Genomic DNA, 23,478 nt, shown 5'->3' on the forward strand with positions numbered 1-23,478 from the left:
ATTCTAGCTTTTCTCAGGAAAAGTCATTCATAAAAAAGGAGTTGGACCTATGGCAGTCCTTTCTACAGGCCCGATCGAGAACAACCTCTCCGGTGTCGGTTAACACGCAATCCCTGTCCTTCATTGGTTGGGGGTTTCTTATTTTCGTAGCATATACGATGGATGCATCTTCCCTGTCGGTTCATAGCGTTCATCACCTGTATACTCAAATCCCAGCTTGATCAAGATGTGACGTGACACTTCATTATCCGGATGATGCCCGGCAAACAGTGCCTTCACATTCATTTTGTCAAAGGCATAACCAATCACCGCACGCGCTGCTTCCTGTGCATACCCTTTGCCCCAGTGATCCCGGGTTAGATGAAATCCCAATTCATAGATCTCCTCTTCTGGAGAATACGGACGCAGGCCACAGCAACCGACAAACACCTCTGACTCTTTCTCAAAAAGGGGCCAATATTGCACCCCCGCTTCCTTCTGCCTTTGAATCTCCTGAGTCAATCGCGCTTCTACTTCATCCTCGCTCAGAAACCCCTTGCTGCTAATCCATTTGGCGACCTCATGATCGCCCCACAATGCAAACGCCAGCGCACGATCTCCTTCGTTCCAAGTCGCACATTCCAACCGCTCGGTATCAAATAAGATGGTTCTGTTCATCATCCACTAACCTCCTGTATGCCAACACCAGTCTACGTGCAGCTTATACCTTAAATTAATCGAATGAACGCCAAAGTAAACAAACCTGTATAAAGGCACTGTTAAGTTTAAGAGTAATCGCATTTATTATTTACCAAGAAAAAATTTTAAAAGCACCGATACAGATGTAATCGTAAACCAGCCACTTAATTAATTTAAAACTATGTATATCCATAAAAAAAAGAAGACCCCCGTCGACAAGATGTCCGACAGAGGTCATTCCATTCCAGTCCACACCAATTACAAATCTGCTACGGCAAATTGAATTGTTCCGGAAGCTGCGCCTCCAAGGTTAGCTAACAAGGCAAAAACCAGAACTCCACCTGCAGAAATGGTAAGACTGCTGTTTACAGGAATAACGTAAGTGACTACAGGTTCATTAACACGTGTTATTACGAGAGATACTGGAAATGGTCCAAAGTTGTTCACTGTAGCGCTGGCATTGGTGCCTCCAGCCAAGTTTTCGTAGTAGGACTTGCCTACACCGGCTGGAAGATTGTAAAACTGTTGCGGTAAAAGGATGGCCATCGAAATCACCTCCTTTTGCTTTGATACGGTATTCTATGCTTAAAATCTATTAAAGCAACGGTGAATTACCAGCGTCATAATGTCCAATTTTGATAGACTTCATAGATTGATAGACGACTGTACGCAAAAAAAGCCCCACCGGTCTTCCGGTAGAGCCAACTAAGCTTACTTTAATATTACAGGTTTAGTTATGCATACAGCATGAAAAAGTTCAGTTCATGGCCCTGCTGCTTGAGATAGTTATACAGCTGCGAACGGTGATGGAATACATGCGTTACCGTTTCAATCTGCCATTGAACCTGCAAGTGACCATGTTCCATATAAAAAGCTTTCGTTGAACGATTCAAAAAGTCATCTTCGCTCAATCCTGTGATATATGCTTTGTAGGATTCGAAATTGCTCCATAATGTTGCTTCAAGCTTCTCGATATCCTCAATCCCCGACAGGCTATTCTCTACCAGCCCAACCTCAGCTTCACCTTTTTCCTGCATAATAGCAAGATCGGATGCGGTAATCTGGATAAAATGATGCACTAGCTCCACCAATGAACGCATATTCTCCTGTGGACGATAAGACCAATCCTCCGAACGGATCAAGCGAATTAACGAAGCCCCCGTCCGTACGCCTGTTTCCAATTCATTTAACAAGTGATCCCGAATTTGCAATGTTCCATTCATATATGATGTCTCCCTTATCTTTTATTCTCACGACTTCAGTATAACCGAAGGTGCTACAGATCTATTGTACAAATCGGACAACATTCTGCCATGCTCCCTGGCTGCCGTCAACGGAGTCTCTCCATAAAACTTGCGAAATTGCCGAATTAGATGGGCTTGGTCAAAAAATCCATGATTCTGGGCAAGCATTGCCCAGTCTGCCGTGTTCCCCTGATGAATATCACTCAGCACACGATGAAAACGAACCACCTCACTGAATCGCTTGGGGCTGATTCCGACCCATTCCGAGAACTTGCGATGCAACTGCCGTTCACTAATCACTTCATACATCGCCAGCTCTTGGACACTCGTACGTCCCCCATCTATAAAGATGCGGTGCAGCACGTTTTTCATCAAATTGTTCTCAGATGTGCTTGCCTGCACGGGCAACGGACTCAAGTACGCATTCATAACCTCTACTCGCTCTGCAAAACTATTCGTTTCGGCCATCTGTTCCTGAAGCTCGTTCAGCTTCTCCGGCCAACATTCCTGAAGGGCAATTCGCTTATCCGTAAACCACTCCAGAGGCATGCCATGGAAGACATGCGCTCCACCCGGGAAGAACCGGACACCAAAGGTGTAGTCTCCAGCAAGGGAACCATCATCGGATGGCTCAGGTAGAGCGAACGGCTGTGTATAATTGCCACAGTAAGCATAGGAGTGCTCTGAACAGACTGGGTTGTATGTAATCAGCATGTCCGTGCAACCATCCGGCAATACCCGGGCAGGTACCGTCGTCATCGATCGCTCTGGACCTTCTCTCTTAGCAACATCCGCATGCGAGTTCGGAAGAGATCCTGATTCCCAATAACAGGCCACATAAGCCATCAGACCGGCAGCAGGTATTTTCTCAACATAATAACTGTTAGGGTACGTTCCATTCATCTGAATCGGCTTAAACAACGGGTGCAGACTATGATCCACAATTCCATCCTCCGGTCACTAGAGTTGGTTACACATTATGTATTCATCTATCATACCACCAACCGAAGAAATGAAGAAAAAAAGTGCCCTACCGGAGGACAATCCGATAGGGCCAGTCACACATCTATTTAACACGAGAAGGGGTTTACAAGACTTATCTTACCTTCCCAACCTTAATGAAAACTGAAATTGGGATGAATAACAGATCAAAATTCAAAATGAATAATAGTATTCAGACTTTCAATTCAGTCCGTGCAGTTTGCGAAAACGTTCCGGACTCATGCCTGTATGCCTTTTGAACATCGCACAGAAATAACTGGCATTCTCGTAACCCACCCGATCAGCAACTTCATATATTCGAAGCTCTCTCTCACTGAACATAAGTTGTTTGCTTCGATTGATCCGTTCCTGGTTCACGTAAAATACAGGTCTGGTATGGAGCGCTCTCTGAAACAGCCTGCACAAATATTGGGGAGATACCACAGCCACATCGGCCAGTTCCTTCAGGGAAAGTGAACGATCCAGATGCTCTGCGATATAACGCAGCACAGGCTTCAAACGCTCCAGTTCATCATTATAATTGGCGGATGCGATGAGCAGTGGCTTCAGATCCAGTAGCAGGGCATATAATTGTTTGGAGCATTCCACATCGTAATCTGCGTAATCCGTATCACCGCCATTCTCTCCTCTAACCAGAAGTTGCTCCAGGCCACGCAGCAGCGTTGCTGTCCTGAGTCTGCATACGCGTGAACCGGTTATCCCCGCATATGATAATAATTGGCTGGCCTCTCTCCCCTGAAACGAGACCCACGCCAGCTCCCAGCGGTCACTGATGGGCATATATCGATGCGGGACATCGGGATACAGAAAGAAAACGTCACCCGGTCCGACGATATACTCGTCTTCTTGTATAATCAGTCTCCCCTGACCATGAATAATCTGGTGGATCTGATAATCCGGGAATCCCTCTGGACGCTCGGTTTCATATTGGTGTTCCCAGTAACCAACCGTGGTCATATAGATCGGCAGGCGAGCAGCTTCTTCTGTTTTACCAAAAAAAATCCGGGTATCCATCCAGTACACCACTTTCTTCATCGTTAGTTTCATATTGTGATATATATGGGCAATATTCTTTATTCTCTAAGTCATCATTCAATTCTATAATGACAATATTATAACATTTCAGAAGGAGTTACTGTTATGCGAAAGAAACTGGTACACACCCCTCCGGCAAATGGATACCCGGAATGGAACAACAATCCCGAGACTTTTCAAGTAGGCCGTCTACCCGCACATGCGTCTATGGTGGCGTTTCCATCTATAGCAGAAGCATTGTCCAATGATTCCAGCGCATCGCCATGGTACGAATCACTGAATGGTCAATGGAAGTTTGCCTTTGCGGAGACACCGGAGCAACGGATTACATCCTTTTATGAGAACAACTATGATGCCAGTGACTGGGACGAGATCGCTGTTCCTTCCAACTGGCAGCTGCAAGGGTACGATTATCCTCACTATACAAATATGACGTACCCGTGGGTCGAGCGTGAGCCTGAATTGAAGCCACCATTTGCACCAACAACTTATAATCCGGTGGGTTCGTACATCCGCACGTTTACTGTTCCTGCTGACTGGAAAGACCGTCCTGTCCTGCTGCACTTCGAGGGTGTCGAATCCGCCTTTTATGTATGGGTCAACGGGGAACTCGTCGGTTATAGTGAAGACACGTTCACGCCCGCCGAATTTGATATCACTTCGTATCTAACGGAAGGTGAGAACAAGCTCGCTGTGGAGGTATATCGCTGGTGTGATGCGAGCTGGCTGGAGAATCAGGATTTCTGGCGGTTAAGCGGCATTTTCCGTGGTGTATACCTGCATTCACCTTCACCAGTTCAGATCGCCGATTTCTTTGTTCGTACTGAACTGGATGACGCGTACCAGGATGCGGAGCTACTGCTGGACCTGAAGTTATTTAATCATAATGCTGCGCAGAATACTGCCGGATTGTCCGTTCAGGCGCAGCTGTATGATGCACAGCAGCAGACTGTACTGAAGCAACCACTTACTACGGCCGTTACTTTCCAGGGTCAGGATGAACTTTCATTTAATTTGTCAGCAGAGGTTATGAAGCCGCTTCTATGGAGCGCTGAGTCACCTAACCTGTATACACTTGTACTATCCATTCAGGACGAATCAGGCGAAACACTGGAAGCAGTCCGCAGCCGGATCGGATTCCGTAAGTTTGAACTGAAGGATGGCCTGATGCAAATCAATGGCAAACGCATTGTATTTAAAGGCGTCAATCGTCATGAATTTTCCCCGGATAAGGGTCGAGCCATCGGGCGGGAAGACATGATCCGTGACATCGAGTTGATGAAGTCCTATAATGTTAACGCGGTGCGTACATCCCATTATCCGAATCAGTCACTCTGGTACGAACTGTGTGATGAATATGGCCTTTATGTCATTGACGAAACGAATCTGGAAACTCACGGTACCTGGGAATATGGGCAAAAGGAAATGAACGAGAACAATATTCCCGCGAGCAAGCCGGAATGGCGTAGTAATGTAATAGATCGCTGTAACTCGATGTTCCAGCGGGACAAAAACCATCCGTCTGTTATTATCTGGTCTCTGGGTAATGAATCCTTCGGCGGCGATAACTTCATCGCTATGTACGATTATCTGAAACAAGTCGATCCAACCCGTCTCGTTCATTATGAAGGGACTTTCCATTATCGCCCTTCTGATTCGGCAAGTGATATTGAATCGACAATGTATATCAGTCCTGAAAATGTAGAGAATTATGCTCGCATGAAGGGACCTAAGAAGCCTTATATTATCTGCGAATACAGCCATGCCATGGGTAACTCCTGTGGAGGTCTGCATCTGTATTGGGATTTGTTCGATAAATATGATGTGTTGCAGGGTGCATTCATCTGGGACTGGGTCGATCAGTCCATTCGTACCACTACGGCAGACGGTGTAGAATATTTTGCTTATGGCGGCGATTTCGGTGAATCTCCTCATGATGGCAATTTCTGCGGGAACGGACTGATTCTGGCAGATAAGACAGTTACACCGAAGCTGGAAGAAGTGAAGAAATGTTATCAGAACGTTCGTGTGGAAACCGTTGATGTCAAAGACGGCCTGCTGCGCATCAAAAACCAGTTCCTGTTCACGGATCTGAGCGAATATTCACTCGTATGGACAGTAACACACGATGGCAAGCCCGTAGAGAACGGCACGCTGGATATCGCGGTACCTCCTGGTGAATCAGCAGAAGTCCGAATCCCGTACACGCCATCATCCGATTTGCTCCAGGAAGCAGTACTGACTGTATCTCTCGTTACGAAAGTGGCAACCAAATGGGCAGGAATAGGTCATGAGATTGCTTGGGATCAATTCGTGGTATCTCCGAGATTGCGTCCACTCCAACCGATGCGTCAAGGACTAGACAATGCGCCGCAGGTACAGGATCTGCAAGATGAATTGAAAGTATCTACAGGCCAAGTCACGTTGAGCTTCAATCCAGCCACTGGCGCGTTAACATCCTATCAGATCAACAATCAGGAGCAATTGCTCGCACCTGTCCGGCCGAATTTTTGGAGAGCCATGACAGACAATGATATGGGGAACCGCCTGAACGAGCGTTCTGCCTTCTGGAGAGATGCTCACGCTACCAGCAGATTAATTCGCTTTGAGCACCATGCAGACGAGCAAGGCATTCTCGTGACGAGCGATTATATGTGGGATCAACATCCGGGATGTACGCTGTCCATCACATACCGAATTGATGCGGATGGTGTATTGGAAATCAGTCAAACCCTTATTCCAGGCGTAGGCTTACCTGATCTACCGGAATTCGGTATGTTGCTGCAACTGAATAACCGCTTGGATACAATCTCTTGGTACGGCAGAGGCCCGCATGACAATTATGCAGACCGTCTAACCAGTGCACGTCTCGGCTATTACACAGGTGCGGTTCGAGATCAATTTGTTCCATATCTGAAACCACAAGAGTGTGGTAACAAAACGGATGTACGCTTTGCTGGAATTACGTCAGCGGATGGTCAGCTTGGCCTTCATGTTGAAGCCATCATACCATTTGAAATCAATGCGTTGCCGTGGACACCTGAGGAACTGGAAGCAAACGACCATGTGTACAAATTACCTCAGAGCACGCAGACTGTCGCACGCATCAATTACAAACAAATGGGTGTTGGCGGAGATGACAGCTGGGGCGCACGTACCCACGCTGAGTACACCTTGCCAGCCAACCGCGCGTATCACTTCACCTTTACGGTAAGACCTGTATAACATCAAGCAAGCAAGCACTGTTGGCAGCATGCCGGCAGTGCTTTTTTTGTTGGGACAGTGAATAGTGGGAGTTTGAACTTTGTCATGGGAACATTATAATGAATGAGGTGCAAGAAAGATTTGTACCAGCTATTACTCTATTACGAGGTGAGAATTTGCAATATCTGTTTACCACTCTCTTCATTCTTGGCTTTATTGCTTTTTTGGTATTTGTTGTTCTGATGATCTTATCTATTCGCAAAGGTAATAGGTTGCCGATCAGATATATTTTTCTAACGACGGCCTGTTTTGCGATTGCTTCAATAGGTTTGTATGGGATGCTGACTTTATCTTCGAACTCTACTCAATCTGAAATAGATCAGACCCCTTCACCCCAGATTAAACTTTCTGGCCTACACATGACTACCGATGAATTTAAAAAAAAGTTTAATAGCGCCGTAGGCAAATATCGACTAAATGGTTTGAGTATTACCCGCTTGAATATACAAGACTCTTCCGAGCAGGGCACTGGCTCTTTCGAGCATGTATTTAATGACGAATTGCGTTTGGTTGGTGCAGTGAATGCAGATAAAAGTGTACAGGAAGTTAGGTTATACACAACTGGTGATACGCGTAAACCAACGGGTGGAATTTTTTTGACTGCTATCGCTACACTCATTCTCACAACCAATAGTGAGTACTCGTATAACGATGCACAAGATGTCATCCAGGATATCGGTCTACTGGATCGTGATGTGAATCAGTCTGATTTTGATGGAGCGACTATTCGCAACGGATTGGAATATCGCTTCAGCGTACAGGATTCTGAGCACTCTACTTTTGAAATAACTGTTGCGAAATAAAATGCGATTGTGCAAAAAGGCCGCTCCATGAAGGAACGGCCTAACGTGTGAAATGTAATGTGTACTATAGAAATGATTAAGTAGTTTTACTTGTGATCTCTTTTTTTTTAGGAATTAAAGAGCCCTAATATCAAAGTAACCACGATACAAAACAGCGATACAGGGTACAATATCCATTTACTGATCCTATCTTTGAAAGTGATCATCAAACAAATAATGCATATCCACGTAATTAATAGTTGCCACCAAACCAATGATGAACACCTCCACCATGCGAGAGTTACTCAAAAGTTATAGTCTCGCTTTGATTGTTCCAACTCATTTTAAAGGTAATCGGGTCTTTCGTTTTCTCCGCCTCAGTAACCGTTCCCGACATACTGAACGGGACCTCTTGTTCTTCCAGCGCTTTCCCCTGCTGGTCTATATTATTGCCGGTAAGGTCAAACACAAAATCTTTTATACGCTTTTCATCACCAATGTAGGTGATACTATAGTTCCCAGTTGATCTCTGAAGAGACACATCCCAGTTATCGCTTTTTCCGTGTATAATATCATCCGCACCACAAGCTGACAAAATAGATAAAAGTAATATAGTACAAAGAATCAATGGCAATTTAAATAATTTCATAAAATCCCTCCAATACAATAAAATAACCAAAAATTGAAAAATCAATCTCCATAAACGGCTGATAAATCAATTGGCTAGATTATCAAATCAGAGCTAAGCTACGTTACGTGTGATAAATCATGTATGTGTTACCTATCTTGTGTATTGATCAATATCATCGATCGCAGACTGATGCTCTCTTCTATGATGATCCTCATGCTGCCGAACGTCGTTCTTTAACTTTGCTAAGAATCCCCATCCCATAAAGGCAAGTATAAGCACGGTAATTAGCGCATAAGCAAAGCTATATAGATTCATAAAAAAGTTGATAAAAATTGCAGCGAGCATCAAGCCCAGAATCCATAATGTCCACTTTGTACCCTTTCTCAAATCATTTCCTCCTCAAGTCGTTACTGATAAGCTCTCTATGTATCACAGTACATACGAAACCATAGGAACGAGGTTTCAATCACAGGGCTTCAAATCTACATTTAGAGCGAATTACCAAATCTTTAATTAACATCAGTTCCAAGAGAAACATCCAATATGCCCGACATCCCTTGCGCAGAAGAGGTACTTACATAATACGAACCCGTCGATAATGCTTTGTCACTATAATATATATGCTCTTTTCCATCTGCTGGAACACTGCCAGACGTTATCGCGGTTCCACTAGTAGATCCTTCATTGATCGTGAACGTGAAGTGTTTCGAACCCGTGTTTTTAAAAATCACTTTCACATAACTAAAACCTGTTGGAATATCAAACCGATGCGTATTTGTAGTACCTGCGAAATCCTCATTATTAATTACTGTGAATGTAGTTAATGGAGTATCACTAGCTTCATTTACTTTTACAAATTTTCGTTCAGAATTAGAAGTGAAATTATAAATAAAGATAATAACAGCAATAGAAACCAAAACTGCTAATATCATTTTTCTAATATGATTCATGATATATGCCCTCCATATCTCTTGATACTAACTTTGATTATACAAATACTCAACAACACAAAAACCACTCCTTAATAATTTCTAAGAAGTGGTTTTTGTATTATTTATAATTTGTAACAGTGACTGCTTCACAAATTCTTGTCACATCGTAACGAGAATTGGCTCTGCCAGGCACATGATGCTTTAAAGGTTTTTTACACCTTTATTACATCATGCCGCCCATTCCACCCATACCGCCCATGTCAGGCATTCCGCCGCCAGCACCTGCTGGTTCTGGTTTGTCAGCGATAACTGCTTCAGTAGTCAGGAACATTGCCGCTACGGAAGCCGCGTTTTGCAATGCATAACGAGTTACTTTTGCAGGGTCAACGATACCTGCTTCGATCATGTTAACCCACTCGCCAGTTGCAGCGTTGAAGCCGATTCCTGTTTGTTCTTTTTTCAGACGTTCCACGATTACGGAACCTTCTTCGCCAGCGTTAGCTGCGATTGTGCGGATTGGTGCTTCCAGAGCACGCAGGACGATGTTTACGCCTGTTTGCTCGTCACCGGACAGAGCTACAGCCGCAACCGCGCTATATACGTTCATGAGCGCTGTACCACCACCGGACACGATACCTTCTTCAACCGCAGCGCGAGTTGCGTTCAGGGCATCTTCGATGCGAAGTTTGCGTTCTTTCAATTCTGTTTCAGTAGCCGCACCAACTTTGATTACTGCTACACCGCCGGACAATTTAGCCAGACGCTCTTGCAGTTTCTCTTTGTCGAACTCGGAAGTTGTTTCTTCCAATTGTGTACGGATTTGGCTAACACGTGCATCGATATCGGATTTGTTACCAGCACCGTCAACGATGATTGTGTTTTCTTTAGTTACGCGGATTTGACGAGCTGTACCCAGTTGTTCCACAACAGCGGATTTCAGGTCCAGACCCAGTTCTTCCGTGATCAATTGGCCACCAGTGAGGGCAGCGATGTCTTGCAGCATTGCTTTACGACGGTCACCGAATCCTGGAGCTTTAACAGCTACAGCATTGAATGTACCACGCAATTTGTTCACAACCAGCATAGCCAGTGCTTCGCCTTCGATATCTTCAGCGATCAATACCAGCGGTTTGCCTTGTTGAACGATTTTCTCAAGCAATGGCAAGATGTCTTGCGTGCTGGAGATTTTTTTGTCTGTGATCAAGATGTACGGATTGTCCAAAACAGCTTCCATTTTGTCCGTATCAGTGATCATGTAAGGAGAGATGTATCCACGGTCGAATTGCATACCTTCAACCACTTCAAGCTCTGTAGCGAATCCTTTGGATTCTTCTACAGTGATAACGCCATCTTTACCCACTTTTTCCATAGCTTCAGCGATCAGTTCGCCTACTTCTTCGTCAGCTGCAGAGATTGCTGCAACTTGTGCGATGGATTGTTTGGAATCAATTGGTTTGGAGATGGATTGCAATTCAGCAACCGCAGCTTTAACCGCTTTGTCGATCCCTTTACGGATACCGATTGGGCTAGCGCCTGCAGTTACGTTTTTCAGACCTTCTGTGATCAGCGCTTGCGCCAATACAGTTGCTGTTGTAGTACCGTCACCGGCAACATCGTTGGTTTTCGTTGCTACTTCTTTAACCAGTTGTGCACCCATGTTCTCGAATGCATCTTCCAGTTCGATTTCTTTAGCAATGGTTACACCATCGTTAGTGATAAGCGGGCTTCCGAATTTTTTCTCCAGAACCACGTTACGGCCTTTAGGACCGAGTGTTACTTTTACTGCATTAGCCAATGCGTCCACACCACGAAGCATGGAGCGACGAGCGTCTTCACTGAATTTAATGTCTTTAGCCATCTTAAGAAAACCTCCCTAGTTTTTGTTGGAAAATGGTGGTGCTATATGGTTCGGTTATCCGATTAAATTTGAATTAGTCGAGAATCGCGTGAATATCGCTCTCTTTCATAATCAAATATTCTTTACCTTCGAATTTGATTTCTGTACCGGCATATTTGGAGAAAATAACGCGATCTCCTTCTTTCACTTCCAGAGCTACACGTACGCCGTCTTTCAATACTCCAGCACCAACTGCAATGATTCTACCCTCTTGCGGTTTTTCTTTGGCGGAGTCCGGGAGTACGATCCCGAAAGAAGTTGTTTGTTCTTGCTCCAGTGGTTCTACCAATACGCGTTCACCTAAAGGTCTGATCATGAAAAATAGCCTCCTTTTGAAATTATATAACGTTACATTGTAGGTTGTAGCCATATGTATTAGCACTCGACAGTGTTCAGTGCTAACAACCAACTTTATGATACTCAACTTGAAGCATGATTTCAAGTCCTTTTGACGAATTCCTGCGAGAATTTACGTTGAATTTACACAAACATAGCCAAATTACACCCGCTGTGCCTGGTTCTATGTTGCAATTCACTAATCTTATTCTACGAAATTGTTTAGCCCTTCTGCAACGTTAGCAGACAGTCCCTTTCCCATTGTATCCATTGTTGAACATAATATGCCTGCTTGTCCTGTAGTTTGGTCGGCAGTCTACAGAAATAGCCCGGATAAGAACATACCGTCTTTTCCGGGCACATTACAGCTTATCCTCATTCAGCCCGCATGTTTCTTATCCTCGGCACGAACGTAACGGGATTCGATCTCCTCATCGGCTGCAAGCTGCTTGCGGTATACGATTGCAGATAATAACACACTGATCTCATATAACAGGAGCAAAGGAATCATCACCAGCAGATCGGAAATAAAGTCTGGAGGCGTAATGACCACTGCAATGAAGATCAAGACAAAATAAGCAACTCTGCGCATCTTGCGAAGGCGAATTGGATTCAGAATACGCAGTCCTGTCAGAAACATAATAAGTAAAGGAAGTTCAAATAACAGGGACACAGGCAGCACAATGCCAAACAGGAAGCTGAAGTACTGTTTCATCCCGTAGGTTTCCACAAGCCCCATCTTCTCCGTAATTGCTGTTGTGAAGGCGAGTGCCATCGGAAAAATAACATAATACGAGAAAGCCATACCTGTCAGAAATAAAAGAAATACATAGGGTACATACTTCAGCGTTGCTTTTCGTTCGCGCGGCTTTAGCCCTGGACTAACAAACTTCCAGATCTGATACACCGTAAACGGCAACGTAATAATAAGTGAAAACAAACCGGCAATCTTCATGTAGATGCCTATCCCGTCCCAGAACGAGAAGGCATGTAATACAAAACCTTTTGCCGACTCTGCCTTGGTCAGATATTGGTATACCGGGTCCGCCACAAAAAATCCTGCAATCAGTCCCAGCACAAAAATGCTTAGTACATAGATCAGCCGCTTCCGCAGCTCGCTCAGATGTTCCGTAATCGACATTTCTTCCATTTGCTGCGTCATGCCTGCCCCCCATTATTGCCAGCTTAAAATACAAAACCCTTCCGGCAGGAAGGGATTTCTCTTTCATTGCCGTCAAGATTATTCCGGCAGGCGTTTATCAGCAGGCTTGTCTGCAGGTGTGCTCTCAGCCGCCAGCGGTTTCGCCTTCTCCTGCTCTTTGCGATTGGACGAGTCATCCTCAGAGATAATCTCGCGAGCGCCCTCTTTGAATTCACGGAAGGTACGCCCAACTGCACGTCCCAGTTCCGGAAGTTTGTTGGGTCCAAACAACAACAATGCAATCACGGCCAGCAAAATAAAACCCGTAGGTCCAATGGAACTTAACATTGATATTCCTCCTCGTCTCAAGCTTCGAAGATGCGCATATTCGGCCAGATGTTCATAGATGTCTCTGCTGCGTTCTTAATTTAAGCCCATCATACCATAGATGTAACCACTTACATAACCCGCAAAATTCACAAATAAGAGATGTCACTATAACAATCTAACAACGGTTCATGGCTAATCGGATATCTTGTCCCAGAGTCCATGCTCGATTATTGCTTGAACTGACCCGTAACCATCAGCAGCGCTTCCGGAAGCTGATCCATAATGGCAGCCAGATGTTCGTGCACACCCTTTGGTGTACCTGGCAGATTAACAATCAGCGTGCGTCCACGAATGCCACATACCCCACGGAACAGCATTGCAGAACGGTTTTTGCTCATTACACTGTACCGCATGGCCTCTGCCATCCCGGGAACTTCCCGCTCAATTACGCGCCGGGTCGCTTCCGGAGTGATATCACGAATGGCCAGCTCCGTGCCACCGGTTGTCAGCACCAGATCGGCGTGAAAATAATCCGTCATCTCAATCAAAGCCGCAATAATCTCATCGGGTTCATCCGGAACGATACGGTACTCCACGATTTGACCACCCAGCTCTTCTTCCACCAGCTCCCGAATGACTTGTGCACTCGTATCCTCACGTTCCCCGCGGGCTCCTTTGTCACTGGCTGTCAGGATTGCTGTTCTCCACACCATAAAGATCACCCTTCTCCTCTATGAAAATAAATATTGCCTATCGGCTGTAATCACCGTTTTTGCCACCACTCTTGGAATTCAGCATGGTTGGACCGATAATCATATCTTTTTGCATGGCCTTGCACATGTCATAGACCGTCAGTGCTGCAGCTGAGGCAGCCGTGAGCGCCTCCATCTCAACACCCGTTTTGCCTTCGGTTTTGACAGTAACTTCAATGTGTAATTCATCCACTCCGTTATCATGAAAACGAATATCCACACCCGTCAGTGCCAGTGGATGGCACATCGGAATCCAGTCCGACGTTTTCTTCGCGCCTTGAATCCCGGCAATCTGAGCCACAGCCAGAACATCACCTTTACCGATTCGGCCCTCCCGAATCGCTTCCAGTGTATCTGGATTCATCGTCACTTTCGTCACGGCCACAGCCGTACGTACGGTAATTTCCTTACCCGAAATATCAACCATCCGGGCCCGCCCCTGTTCATTAAAATGGGTAAGTTTACCTCCGGAATCCTGGCCGTTGTTCACTTCTGAACTCAATCACATCACAACCCTTTATTCGATATGTAATATACCTTCGGTTGTTATCAACAGATCAATCCGCAGATCGAGCAGGTCCATCGGGATCTCCTCTTGTAACTGACCCGGCAATACCATCGCAGCCATCAACGGTTTCTTGCCCGTCATCACACATGTTGCTGCAAGCGTCTCGGCAAAACGATCATAATAACCGCCACCATAACCAATACGCCCGCCATGGAGATCATAACCAAGCCCCGGTACCAATATGAGATCGATATCCGGCCAATCATCAGGCGTCAGGACTTCACAGGAATCCTTGGGTTCCGGTATCCCCCATATGCCTGGCTCCAGATCTTGTTCTCCAGTCACTCGCCGTAGCTCCATTCGAGGTGGATTCGCCAACACTTTTGGTGCAAACATCACATCTCCATGATTCCAGCCCTCTTGAAACAGAAAAGCTGTGGACGCTTCGCTTCCATAGGACAAATAACTGAATATAACGAGTGGTCTGTTCACGACCTTGCTCTTGGCCTGTCTAAGGCGCTCCAGCTCCCGCTTCACTCCAGCGTTAATCTTAGTCATCGCCTGCTGATGCATGCTTGCATCCATCAAATCACGGCTCTGTCTCAGTCTGGATCGAAGCTGACTTTTCAGTTCCGCATGATCCTGCATATCCTTGAATAACCTCCTGTTGATAGGGAAGGTAGAAAAAAGCTCTCATTAAAAACAATTTATATGTTATGACCAGTTGTCATCTTGTTGAAATGGTTAAAATGATTCATTTTCTGCAAAATCCTCATGTAATAACATGCCTTCTTTCAGTTTATCATTGATTGATCAAAAAGACTACATGCCCCATGCGTTCCCAATCGGTGCAATTGCTCTGTATTTCATGTAAACTGGGATATAGTTGTCATATCAAGAACTGGACCTATGGAGGAACTTAATTTTATGCTGCTGCAAGTATCCGGAATTATCAAACGTTTTGGTGTCGATCCAATCCTGGACGGCGTGAACTTACAAATATTAGAACGCGAGCGCATCGGCCTCGTTGGTGTAAACGGTGCAGGGAAATCCACTTTGCTCAAAATTGTAGCCGGTGAAATGTCCTATGACGGAGGACAGATTTTCAAGTCCAAAGAAACGACGCTCGGTTACCTCGCTCAGAACAGCGGGCTGCAATCCGACCGTAACATCTGGGAAGAAATGATGAACGTATTCGCTCACCTGACACAGGCTGAAGCCGATTTGCGTCAGATGGAACGCGATATTGCCGACCCTGCCCAGATGGAAGATGAGAAAAAGTACGCAGACCTGCTGGAACGTTATGCGAAACGCTCCGACTGGTTCAAGGACCATGGCGGTTATGAGATGGAAACCCGCATTCGTAGCGTACTGCACGGGATGGGATTCGGCGAATTTTCGCCAGACACCCCCATTGCTACTCTGAGCGGCGGGCAGAAGACACGCCTTGCGCTTGCTCGTATTTTGCTTCAGGCACCCGATCTGCTCATGCTGGACGAGCCTACCAACTATCTCGATATCGCCACCCTCACTTGGTTGGAAGATTATCTGAGAGGTTATTCAGGCGCACTGCTCGTGGTATCCCATGACCGGTACTTCCTTGATCGACTCGTAACAACCATCGTTGAGATCGAACGTCACCGCTCCAAAAAATATACGGGCAATTACAGCCGTTATATGGAACTCAAAGCTGCCGAATATGAAACTCAGATGAAGCAATATGAGAAACAGCAAGGCGAAATCTCCAAGATGGAAGATTTTGTTCAGAAAAACATCGTACGTGCGTCAACGACCAAACGCGCTCAAAGCCGCCGTAAAGCCCTCGACAAAATGGAGCGCCTTGATAAACCGATGGGAGATTTGAAAAAAGCCCATTTTTCCTTCGAAACCGCCGTTATGTCCGGCAAGGAAGTACTTCGTGTGGATCAGCTGTCCGTCGCTTATGACGAGGCCTCTCCATTGTTCCGCAACGTATCCTTCGATCTGCGGCGCGGGGAAACGGTTGCTCTGATTGGTCCAAACGGTATTGGTAAATCCACCATGCTGAAGTGTCTTACAGGAAGTTTACGTCCGGTAACCGGTGAGATCCAATGGGGAACAAAAGTGCAAATTGGCTATTATGATCAGGAACAGACTGGGCTCAATCCGTCCAACACGGTTCTGGAAGAACTGTGGAGTGCCTATCCCGGGATGGAAGAAGCACGCATTCGGACCGTACTGGGGAACTTTTTGTTCAGCGGTGACGATGTGCTTAAGAAGATCTCCTCCCTCAGCGGCGGTGAGAAAGCACGTGTCTCTCTCTCCAAGCTGATGCTGAAGGAAGCCAACATGCTCATTCTGGATGAGCCTACGAACCATCTCGACCTGTTTGCCAAAGAAGTGCTGGAAGCGGCATTAATGGATTATGAAGGCACCCTGCTGTTCATCTCCCATGACCGGTACTTCCTCAACAAAATGGCTGAACGCATTGTTGAGCTTCATCCAGGCGGCACAGAACAATATCTCGGTAATTACGATGATTATGTGGAGAAAAAACAGGAGCTTGAGGACATCGCACGTGAAGCTGCTGAGGCACGTCAGGCTTCAGCCAAGAACTCGTCCAAATCCGATCTGAACACAGCCACAACCGAAAAATCCGGAGCGGCTTCATTCGAAGCGGAAAAACAGGCGAAGCGTGAAGAGCGTAACCGGCAACGCAAGCAGGAAGCTTTGGAACAACAGATTGCGGAGCTGGAAACAAAGATTACCGAACTTGAGGCACAGATGGCTCTGCCTGAAATCTATCAGGATTATATGAAACTGCAAGAACTCCAGCAACAATCGGAGAAACACAAAGCAGAACTCACCAAGGCATACGAGGACTGGGAAGAACTAGCTATGGAATAGTACGAATAGTACAGACTTTGACCATGGCTTGATCGCGTCCATACAAGTATAGTTTTACCACCGGCTGATTCCTTATTGGAATCAGCTTTTTATTTGTTACGGAGGTATTGAAGGTATGCACCTTATGTTCTTTATGTTCCTTGAGATTGAACTCTAACATACGGAGGTTGGGAGAGCTGTTTTGGCTTTTGTCAAATTTACTCGAATGAAGAGAAATATTTTTATCCCCCTGTTCCTCACACTTATCCACAAGAAAGCAAGATAGCAAGCACATTAATAAGCTTAATTATACAGCGGTAGAATAGCCTTTTACACACAAAAACCATATTTATCCACTAAGTTATCCACTTTATCCACAACTTTGTGGATAGCAGGGTATCATTCTATCCCCTAAACCCTTTTCGTTTCGAAAACTATACTGGTTTGACTTTGCGGTAGTTACCCACAAATTACACTGGATATGTGGATAACTATAGTCACACCTTGACAAATGCATCCTTTCACTACTCAATGCTCCTCCATAATAAGACAAAAGCAGACCTTTGTCGTTCAAGGCCTGCCCGTCATTTATTTACTATATGCCATGGATATTTACATCAAATTGAAATTGCTACTATTGCCGCTGTAGATGCGATCTGGCAAAGATGTTTTATGCATGTGCTTCTTGTTCATGATGTTCGGAAGACTCCGCCTTCAGCCCAGCAGCATTACAAGCTGCTACATAAGCAAGACCGGCAGCCATGACGATATCATTATGCGTTGCCGTTCCCCGGAACTCACGTCCTGCACGCTCCACGGTAACTACAGCTTCTGCACTTGCACCCTCTCCCCCACTCAAGGCATGCATCTCCATATCAACAAATGCAATATCATCGGAAATGCTCTGACCAATCGCACGGATGGTTGCATCCACGGGTCCCCCGCCAACAGCGGAGTAAGATTGTTCTCCAGCGCTTGTGCGAATGCGAACGGCGGCCATTCGATCCGTCATGCTGCCCGCTGTCACCTGCAATTCAACCAGTTCATAGTCCTGTGCAGGAATATTCATGGTCTGGCTAACCATCTGTAATAACTGGTCGTCACTGACCACTTTTTGCTGGTCTGCGGTTTCTTTGAACACCTCATACAATTGCTCCATCTGTTGCTCATCCGGCTCAAAACCATATTTGCGAACCCGATCCTTCAGGGCGTGACGACCGGAGTGTTTGCCCAGAATAATCATGCTGCGTGGAATACCCAGCGCTTCAGGGTCCATAATCTCATAGGTGTTCCGATTCTTAAGCAGACCATCCTGATGGATGCCAGATTCATGCTGGAATGCATTACGTCCCACCACTGGCTTGTTGTACGCAATCGGGAAGTGCATCGCACGGCTAATCTGACGTGAGGTCTCATACAGCTGATTCAGCTTAATGTTCGTCGTTGCACCAATTGCGTCTCCCCGAGTCTCCAGCGCCATAATCAGCTCTTCCAGTGCACAGTTCCCCGTCCGTTCTCCGATACCATTGATAGTCACTTCAATCTGGGTAGCTCCATTGGCAATCGCAGCCAAGCTATTGGCTACGGCCAGGCCCAGATCATTATGACAGTGGGCACTATAGCGAACCTGATCGCCGCCTCTTGCACCCTCACGCACCCGACGGAACATCTCACCATACTCATGTGGCAGGGCATATCCTACCGTATCCGGCAGATTGATAATGCTCGCTCCAGCTTCAATGGCGACTTCAACCATTTCAATCAGATCGTCCATCTTGGTACGGGCAGCGTCCATCGCTGTGAACTCTACGATGTCCGTGAACTGGCGTGCATAAGATACCATCTCACGAGCGGTAGCCACCACTTCACTGCGCGGACGGCGCAGTTGATGCTCAATATGAATATCCGAAGAAGAGATAAACAGGTGAATTCGGCGCCGTGCTGCATCCGCTGTTGCTTGAACAGCTGCATCGATATCACCTTTGACCGCACGCGCGAATCCACAGATCTCCACGTTCTGCAACTGTCTCGAAATCGCCTGAACCGCCGCGAACTCACCTGGACTGGAGATCGGGAATCCAGGCTCAATGACGTCGATACCCAGAGAAGCCAGTTGGTGTGCCAGTTCAATCTTTTGCTCGGGCTGCAGACTTGCTCCCGGTGCCTGTTCTCCATCACGCAGCGTTGTATCAAAAATCTCAATCATGCGTTTGTTATTAGTTGTTGTCATATTCATCAACCTCCATCAAATTTTTATAAATATTTTCGTTACGATCCACGTGCCACAGAACACCCGCTAATCGCCGTCCCTGTTGTTATATATTTTGTTTGTAAACGCGTATGTTGTTTGTAGCTTAGTCCTGGGTGATCACTAATACCTGTTGAATGTTTAGTGCCTATACTTGTTGTTCAATGTTCATTACTCGTTCGTTGTATATCCTGCTTACCTTCATGACAGAGTGTACGTCGACTTACACCCTGACCTTCTGATTCTCAATCTCCATATGGTTCTTCCCATGCCCACCCTGCTGCCGGCAGCAAACACAAATAACCCGCCATCTCATATAAGAGACGGCGGGTTATTATCCCCTCCGCGGTACCACTCTCGCTTGATGGGCCAGGCTCGCGCCGGGCTCCATCCACCTCGTCGTCTCCGATCCGCTGGATGTACGTACACGCACGACACCACTGGAATTCGGAGAAACACCCTATAACGGGGGTTAACCGTTGCTGTGTAACACATGTTGTTGTCCATCAGGACAACTGGGCGATGGATATCGTCCCCACGCTTCCACAACTCCGTTCCCGGGCGAGATTCGAAGGATTCCAGCCACTGCGTCGCACCACCCCGCAGCTCTCTGAGCGCTTTATCGTTCTACTGCTCCCGTTCATCACATTTATAATATGACCTAACTTCATTCATCCTTATTTTGAAAATCAAAAAAGCCTGCCACCTCATGCAATAATGCAAGAGACGACAGGCTGTTCACCTTCGCGGTACCACTCTTGTTGACTTCCTTCCTGTTCATTCAAGACAACCCCTGAATGCTTTCGCATATCCGGATCACTTGAAGCAGCCTGAAAGCCCCCTCAGTTATCGTCAGTCGATCCTTGTAATAACGGTCCTACCGACAACGGCCCATTCACGGAGGCAACCCGTAACCATGTACTTTGGGCCATGATCGGCCTTCGGATTCTCCCGGGGAGTCACCGTGTTCCATCGTTCCGCTTCCAGGTGAGTTTCAGGTTTCCTTCGACTGCGTTGCACCATACCGCAGCTCTCTAAGACCGGGAATGACCTTACTATTCCTGTTCATCGCGTTTATCAGTTCAGGAATCTGAATTCCTGTTTAAATTTGTAACTAAATATACATTCTTTACATCCCTGCTGTCAACTCTTAATCTCAAACTGCTTGCCTATACGGACTGAACGGACCATTCCTCCAGGGAAAGTCCCGGATCTGCCTTCGCATCAAATTCAGCAATTTCTCCCCGCTGCCATTTCAGATACGCAGCTGCTCCTATCATGGCCGCATTATCCGTACAATATTCCATTGGCGGGATTAACAGTTCAAGCCCTTCCTTCGTGCATCGCTCCTGTAATGCCGAGCGTAACCCCCGGTTAGCTGCAACACCACCGCATAATAACAGTTGACGTGAACCATATTCACGAACTGCTCTAACCGCTTTCTCCACCAGTACTTCAACAACAGCTTCCTGGAAACCACGTGCAACCGCAGAAGGCTCCAAGGTTTCTCCGCGCATTTTGGCCTGGTTGAGCACATTCAGTACAGCAGACTTCAGACCACTGAGACTGAAATCGTACGAACCTGCTTCCAGCCATACCCGTGGTAATGGCACTACATCCTCCGCTTCAGATGCCATTCGGTCCACATGCGGGCCACCCGGATAAGGACAACCCAATGCACGTGCTACTTTGTCATACGCTTCGCCTACAGCATCATCACGTGTACGACCAATCAGTTTGAACTTACCCTCGGATTCCATATGCACGAGTTCTGTATGTCCACCAGATACGACCAGTGCCATAGCCGGATATTGCAGTTCATGAGTAAGTCGGTTGGCATAGATATGCCCCGCAATATGATGTGTACCAATGAGCGGTTTGCCCAGTGCCATCGCCATCGTTTTGGCCGCAACGATACCCACCAGCAGTGCTCCGACCAGCCCAGGCCCCTGTGTTACGGCAATTGCACTTAGATCACGTGGACGAATGCCGGACTGTTCGATCGCCTGTTCCAGCATCAACGTAATGACTTCAACGTGTTTGCGTGAAGCCACTTCAGGTACAACACCACCAAATGCCTTATGCGTCTCGATCTGACTTGAGATCAGATTGGACAGCACTTCCCGTCCATCTTTGACTACTGCTACCGATGTTTCATCACAGCTTGTCTCCACCGCCAAAATATAGGATGGTGCAGAATTTATTTTTTCATTGAGTTCGTTCATGAATCCAGTACGCTTCCTTCCTCTTCGCCGCTCCGGCCTGCAGACGGCAAGTTCGCCCACATAATCATCGCATCTTCCCCATTATCGGAGTAATACCCTTTACGAAGACCCGCCGATTCAAACCCTTTTTTCTGATATAAACGCTGAGCAATGCTGTTCGAGACTCTGACCTCCAGCGTCATTCGTTCCATCCCGAGATAAGCCGCTGTGCTCATTAATTCATCCAGTAACTTTTCGCCAAGCTTGCGTCCACGATACGCGCCTCTGACTGCAATATTGGTAATATGGGCTTCATCCATGATTGTCCACATACCTGCATAGCCGATGGCTTTTCCTTCTAATTCCATCACCATATATTTAGCAAAATGATTGTGTGTCAATTCATTTTGAAATGCTTCTTCCGTCCAGGGCAGGGTAAAGGCCTCATGTTCAATCTCCATCACATCGGGAATATCCGCGAGTGTCATGAACCTGAACTGAAGCGTTGCTTCCTGCTTATTATTCGCCACATTGTCCATCTGCTTCCCCTCCCCTTTAGTGCGTGTTCAAAAAGACCGGTTTTCAGTACCGAGAAGATGGGATGAAGCTAGAAATGGAGTAGCGGAGCGTAGGGTAAACTACGTGAGCAACCACAATGTTTCCAAAGGAAACATACTTCGTAAGCCTCCCGCTTATTTCGGCTGAATTCCATATTCGATGCTGATGATGCCACCAGGTATCCTTCGTAATCAATAGCGGACTTTTTGAACAACCTCTTTTAGCCTTTGCGCAGCAGATTGGCTTCCGCTTCAGACAGCTGGGTGTAGTTCGGCACCAGCGCATGCACGTCATCACGCTGACCTGCAAGCAGCGCCGCGGCACCAAGGCGCCCAACCCAGCGGCCTTCCAGCTCATAAGGTACGAGCTGGAGCGCCGTTCCTGCGGGGCAGCGAAGCTCCGCCGCTGCCGCAGCATGAGGGCCCGTCTCGCCGACGATCCAGACGGCTGCGGGCCGCTCTTCCGGCGCCGCCTCCGCCATGCGGGCGGCGAGGGCTTCCAGCCATCCGTCCATCTTGCGGATGGCATCAGGCGCCAGACGCCGGGGCGCATCGCTCCCGGCGGAGGCAAACAGCGCGGTGCACGCTTGACCGCGCCGTGCATCCACAAGCGGAACGATCCAGTGGACTGGGACAGCACCTGTGCTGCCCTGGTCCGCGGATGGCGTTCCGCCAGCCCCCGCTGCGGCATCCTCTGCCGCAGCTTCCGCCTTGGCGGCAAGGCCGCTGTGCCAGCCGCCCCAGGCGATGGCCTGAAGGCTGGACACCCCGGCTACAGGGATGTCCCACGCCCAGGCCAGTGTCTTCGCCGCAGTCACCGCAATGCGGATGCCCGTGTACGAGCCTGGGCCAACGCCAACGGCAATGCCGTCCAGTTGGCCAGGCTGTGTGTTGCTGGCGGCCAGCAGCTGCTCCATTACCGGTACAACGTGTACCGAATGGTTACGCTCAGCCCGTTCATTGCGTTCTTCCAGAAGCGCATGATCTTCCATCATCGCAGCTGCCATCACTGCGGTGGACGTATCCAACGCCAAAAACCGCTGACGCGGCTCTTTTTGTAAATCTTCCATCA

General features: G+C 47.0%; 22 protein-coding genes and 1 other annotated feature. Of the genes, 3 read left to right on the plus strand and 19 right to left on the minus strand.

From position 1 onward, the window contains the following. Positions 1-138: 138 nt before the first annotated feature. The 5 genes from QF041_RS13705 to QF041_RS13725 form a co-directional block, all read right to left on the minus strand. Complete coding sequence (locus QF041_RS13705; protein ID WP_307414578.1) at positions 139-660, minus strand: GNAT family N-acetyltransferase; 522 nt, start codon at positions 658-660, stop codon at positions 139-141. Positions 661-936: 276 nt separating this feature from the next. After that, complete coding sequence (locus tag QF041_RS13710) at positions 937-1,224, minus strand: hypothetical protein (protein ID WP_091033737.1); 288 nt, start codon at positions 1,222-1,224, stop codon at positions 937-939. Positions 1,225-1,412: 188 nt separating this feature from the next. Next, complete coding sequence (locus QF041_RS13715) at positions 1,413-1,901, minus strand: DinB family protein (RefSeq protein WP_091033740.1); 489 nt, start codon at positions 1,899-1,901, stop codon at positions 1,413-1,415. 27 nt (positions 1,902-1,928) lie between these two features. Beyond that, on the minus strand, positions 1,929-2,864 hold the full coding sequence (locus QF041_RS13720; RefSeq protein ID WP_307414579.1) for a helix-turn-helix domain-containing protein: 936 nt from the start codon (positions 2,862-2,864) through the stop codon (positions 1,929-1,931). A gap of 240 nt (positions 2,865-3,104) precedes the next feature. Continuing rightward, positions 3,105-3,959, minus strand: coding sequence for a helix-turn-helix transcriptional regulator (locus QF041_RS13725; protein WP_235431527.1), 855 nt, complete (start codon positions 3,957-3,959; stop codon positions 3,105-3,107). Between the two features lie 105 nt (positions 3,960-4,064). Here QF041_RS13725 and lacZ point away from each other — a divergent pair, with 105 nt between their 5' ends. Continuing rightward, positions 4,065-7,184: a beta-galactosidase, LacZ type gene (lacZ, locus tag QF041_RS13730; protein ID WP_307414580.1), complete on the plus strand. Its 3,120-nt coding sequence runs from the start codon at positions 4,065-4,067 to the stop codon at positions 7,182-7,184. 98 nt (positions 7,185-7,282) lie between these two features. Then, the gene (locus tag QF041_RS13735; protein ID WP_307414581.1) at positions 7,283-8,026 is read left to right on the plus strand and encodes a hypothetical protein; all 744 of its coding nucleotides are present in this window, start codon (positions 7,283-7,285) and stop codon (positions 8,024-8,026) included. A gap of 280 nt (positions 8,027-8,306) precedes the next feature. On the opposite strand, the gene QF041_RS13740 is transcribed toward QF041_RS13735, so the two are convergent. From QF041_RS13740 to QF041_RS13785, 10 genes are all read right to left on the minus strand, one after another. Then, positions 8,307-8,654 (minus strand): hypothetical protein, encoded by a 348-nt coding sequence (locus tag QF041_RS13740; protein WP_307414582.1) that lies wholly within the window; start codon positions 8,652-8,654, stop codon positions 8,307-8,309. Between the two features lie 132 nt (positions 8,655-8,786). Next, positions 8,787-9,023, minus strand: coding sequence for a hypothetical protein (locus QF041_RS13745; protein ID WP_101314131.1), 237 nt, complete (start codon positions 9,021-9,023; stop codon positions 8,787-8,789). 122 nt (positions 9,024-9,145) lie between these two features. Further along, a complete protein-coding gene (locus QF041_RS13750; protein ID WP_307414583.1) occupies positions 9,146-9,586 on the minus strand; it encodes a hypothetical protein in 441 nt (146 codons plus the stop codon). A gap of 205 nt (positions 9,587-9,791) precedes the next feature. Beyond that, positions 9,792-11,426, minus strand: coding sequence for a chaperonin GroEL (gene groL, locus QF041_RS13755; protein WP_036611259.1), 1,635 nt, complete (start codon positions 11,424-11,426; stop codon positions 9,792-9,794). Positions 11,427-11,499: 73 nt separating this feature from the next. Then, the gene (gene groES / locus QF041_RS13760; RefSeq protein ID WP_017690077.1) at positions 11,500-11,781 is read right to left on the minus strand and encodes a co-chaperone GroES; all 282 of its coding nucleotides are present in this window, start codon (positions 11,779-11,781) and stop codon (positions 11,500-11,502) included. A 399-nt stretch (positions 11,782-12,180) separates the two neighbouring features. Further along, entirely contained in the window at positions 12,181-12,963 is a 783-nt protein-coding gene (tatC, locus tag QF041_RS13765; protein WP_091033760.1) for a twin-arginine translocase subunit TatC, read from the minus strand. A 78-nt stretch (positions 12,964-13,041) separates the two neighbouring features. Further along, a complete protein-coding gene (gene tatA, locus QF041_RS13770; RefSeq protein WP_036611264.1) occupies positions 13,042-13,290 on the minus strand; it encodes a twin-arginine translocase TatA/TatE family subunit in 249 nt (82 codons plus the stop codon). A 209-nt stretch (positions 13,291-13,499) separates the two neighbouring features. After that, a complete protein-coding gene (locus tag QF041_RS13775) occupies positions 13,500-13,985 on the minus strand; it encodes a MogA/MoaB family molybdenum cofactor biosynthesis protein (RefSeq protein ID WP_017690080.1) in 486 nt (161 codons plus the stop codon). 37 nt (positions 13,986-14,022) lie between these two features. Beyond that, positions 14,023-14,526 carry a cyclic pyranopterin monophosphate synthase MoaC gene (gene moaC, locus QF041_RS13780; protein WP_221819138.1) on the minus strand — a complete coding sequence of 168 codons (504 nt, stop codon included), beginning with the start codon at positions 14,524-14,526 and terminating at the stop codon, positions 14,023-14,025. 15 nt (positions 14,527-14,541) lie between these two features. Further along, entirely contained in the window at positions 14,542-15,180 is a 639-nt protein-coding gene (locus QF041_RS13785) for a 5-formyltetrahydrofolate cyclo-ligase (RefSeq protein WP_076209635.1), read from the minus strand. Positions 15,181-15,459: 279 nt separating this feature from the next. Between QF041_RS13785 and QF041_RS13790 the strand changes: the two genes are divergently transcribed. After that, positions 15,460-17,418: an ABC-F family ATP-binding cassette domain-containing protein gene (locus QF041_RS13790; protein ID WP_307414584.1), complete on the plus strand. Its 1,959-nt coding sequence runs from the start codon at positions 15,460-15,462 to the stop codon at positions 17,416-17,418. Between the two features lie 649 nt (positions 17,419-18,067). Here QF041_RS13790 and QF041_RS13795 read toward each other — a convergent pair. The 4 genes from QF041_RS13795 to tsaB all read right to left on the minus strand — a co-directional run bounded on the left by QF041_RS13795 (position 18,068) and on the right by tsaB (position 23,476). Beyond that, positions 18,068-19,627 carry a 2-isopropylmalate synthase gene (locus QF041_RS13795; RefSeq protein WP_091033768.1) on the minus strand — a complete coding sequence of 520 codons (1,560 nt, stop codon included), beginning with the start codon at positions 19,625-19,627 and terminating at the stop codon, positions 18,068-18,070. A 334-nt stretch (positions 19,628-19,961) separates the two neighbouring features. Beyond that, positions 19,962-20,298 (minus strand) — a binding site (T-box leader). Positions 20,299-20,814: 516 nt separating this feature from the next. Next, positions 20,815-21,870, minus strand: a complete 1,056-nt coding sequence (gene tsaD, locus QF041_RS13800) for a tRNA (adenosine(37)-N6)-threonylcarbamoyltransferase complex transferase subunit TsaD (RefSeq protein WP_017690086.1) — start codon at positions 21,868-21,870, stop codon at positions 20,815-20,817. After that, a complete protein-coding gene (gene rimI, locus QF041_RS13805; protein ID WP_036668955.1) occupies positions 21,867-22,388 on the minus strand; it encodes a ribosomal protein S18-alanine N-acetyltransferase in 522 nt (173 codons plus the stop codon). The genes tsaD and rimI overlap by 4 nt, the downstream gene beginning before the upstream one ends. Before the next feature lie 239 nt (positions 22,389-22,627). Beyond that, positions 22,628-23,476 (minus strand): tRNA (adenosine(37)-N6)-threonylcarbamoyltransferase complex dimerization subunit type 1 TsaB, encoded by an 849-nt coding sequence (gene tsaB, locus QF041_RS13810; RefSeq protein WP_307416962.1) that lies wholly within the window; start codon positions 23,474-23,476, stop codon positions 22,628-22,630. Positions 23,477-23,478: the final 2 nt, after the last annotated feature.

The organism is Paenibacillus sp. W2I17, from assembly GCF_030815985.1.
In the GTDB taxonomy this organism is placed as follows: Bacteria; Bacillota; Bacilli; order Paenibacillales; family Paenibacillaceae; genus Paenibacillus.

Bases quoted from the DNA above. Each gene is read 5' to 3' on its own strand.
- QF041_RS13705 (WP_307414578.1), bottom strand. From the start codon at position 660: ATGATGAACAGAACCATCTTATTTGATACCGAGCGGTTGGAATGTGCG.
- QF041_RS13710 (WP_091033737.1), bottom strand. From the start codon at position 1,224: ATGGCCATCCTTTTACCGCAACAGTTTTACAATCTTCCAGCCGGTGTA.
- QF041_RS13715 (WP_091033740.1), bottom strand. From the start codon at position 1,901: ATGAATGGAACATTGCAAATTCGGGATCACTTGTTAAATGAATTGGAA.
- QF041_RS13725 (WP_235431527.1), bottom strand. From the start codon at position 3,959: ATGAAGAAAGTGGTGTACTGGATGGATACCCGGATTTTTTTTGGTAAA.
- lacZ (WP_307414580.1), top strand. From the start codon at position 4,065: ATGCGAAAGAAACTGGTACACACCCCTCCGGCAAATGGATACCCGGAA.
- QF041_RS13735 (WP_307414581.1), top strand. From the start codon at position 7,283: ATGAATGAGGTGCAAGAAAGATTTGTACCAGCTATTACTCTATTACGA.
- QF041_RS13740 (WP_307414582.1), bottom strand. From the start codon at position 8,654: ATGAAATTATTTAAATTGCCATTGATTCTTTGTACTATATTACTTTTA.
- QF041_RS13750 (WP_307414583.1), bottom strand. From the start codon at position 9,586: ATGAATCATATTAGAAAAATGATATTAGCAGTTTTGGTTTCTATTGCT.
- groL (WP_036611259.1), bottom strand. From the start codon at position 11,426: ATGGCTAAAGACATTAAATTCAGTGAAGACGCTCGTCGCTCCATGCTT.
- groES (WP_017690077.1), bottom strand. From the start codon at position 11,781: ATGATCAGACCTTTAGGTGAACGCGTATTGGTAGAACCACTGGAGCAA.
- tatC (WP_091033760.1), bottom strand. From the start codon at position 12,963: ATGACGCAGCAAATGGAAGAAATGTCGATTACGGAACATCTGAGCGAG.
- tatA (WP_036611264.1), bottom strand. From the start codon at position 13,290: ATGTTAAGTTCCATTGGACCTACGGGTTTTATTTTGCTGGCCGTGATT.
- QF041_RS13775 (WP_017690080.1), bottom strand. From the start codon at position 13,985: ATGGTGTGGAGAACAGCAATCCTGACAGCCAGTGACAAAGGAGCCCGC.
- QF041_RS13785 (WP_076209635.1), bottom strand. From the start codon at position 15,180: ATGCAGGATCATGCGGAACTGAAAAGTCAGCTTCGATCCAGACTGAGA.
- QF041_RS13790 (WP_307414584.1), top strand. From the start codon at position 15,460: ATGCTGCTGCAAGTATCCGGAATTATCAAACGTTTTGGTGTCGATCCA.
- QF041_RS13795 (WP_091033768.1), bottom strand. From the start codon at position 19,627: ATGACAACAACTAATAACAAACGCATGATTGAGATTTTTGATACAACG.
- tsaD (WP_017690086.1), bottom strand. From the start codon at position 21,870: ATGAACGAACTCAATGAAAAAATAAATTCTGCACCATCCTATATTTTG.
- rimI (WP_036668955.1), bottom strand. From the start codon at position 22,388: ATGGACAATGTGGCGAATAATAAGCAGGAAGCAACGCTTCAGTTCAGG.
- tsaB (WP_307416962.1), bottom strand. From the start codon at position 23,476: ATGGAAGATTTACAAAAAGAGCCGCGTCAGCGGTTTTTGGCGTTGGAT.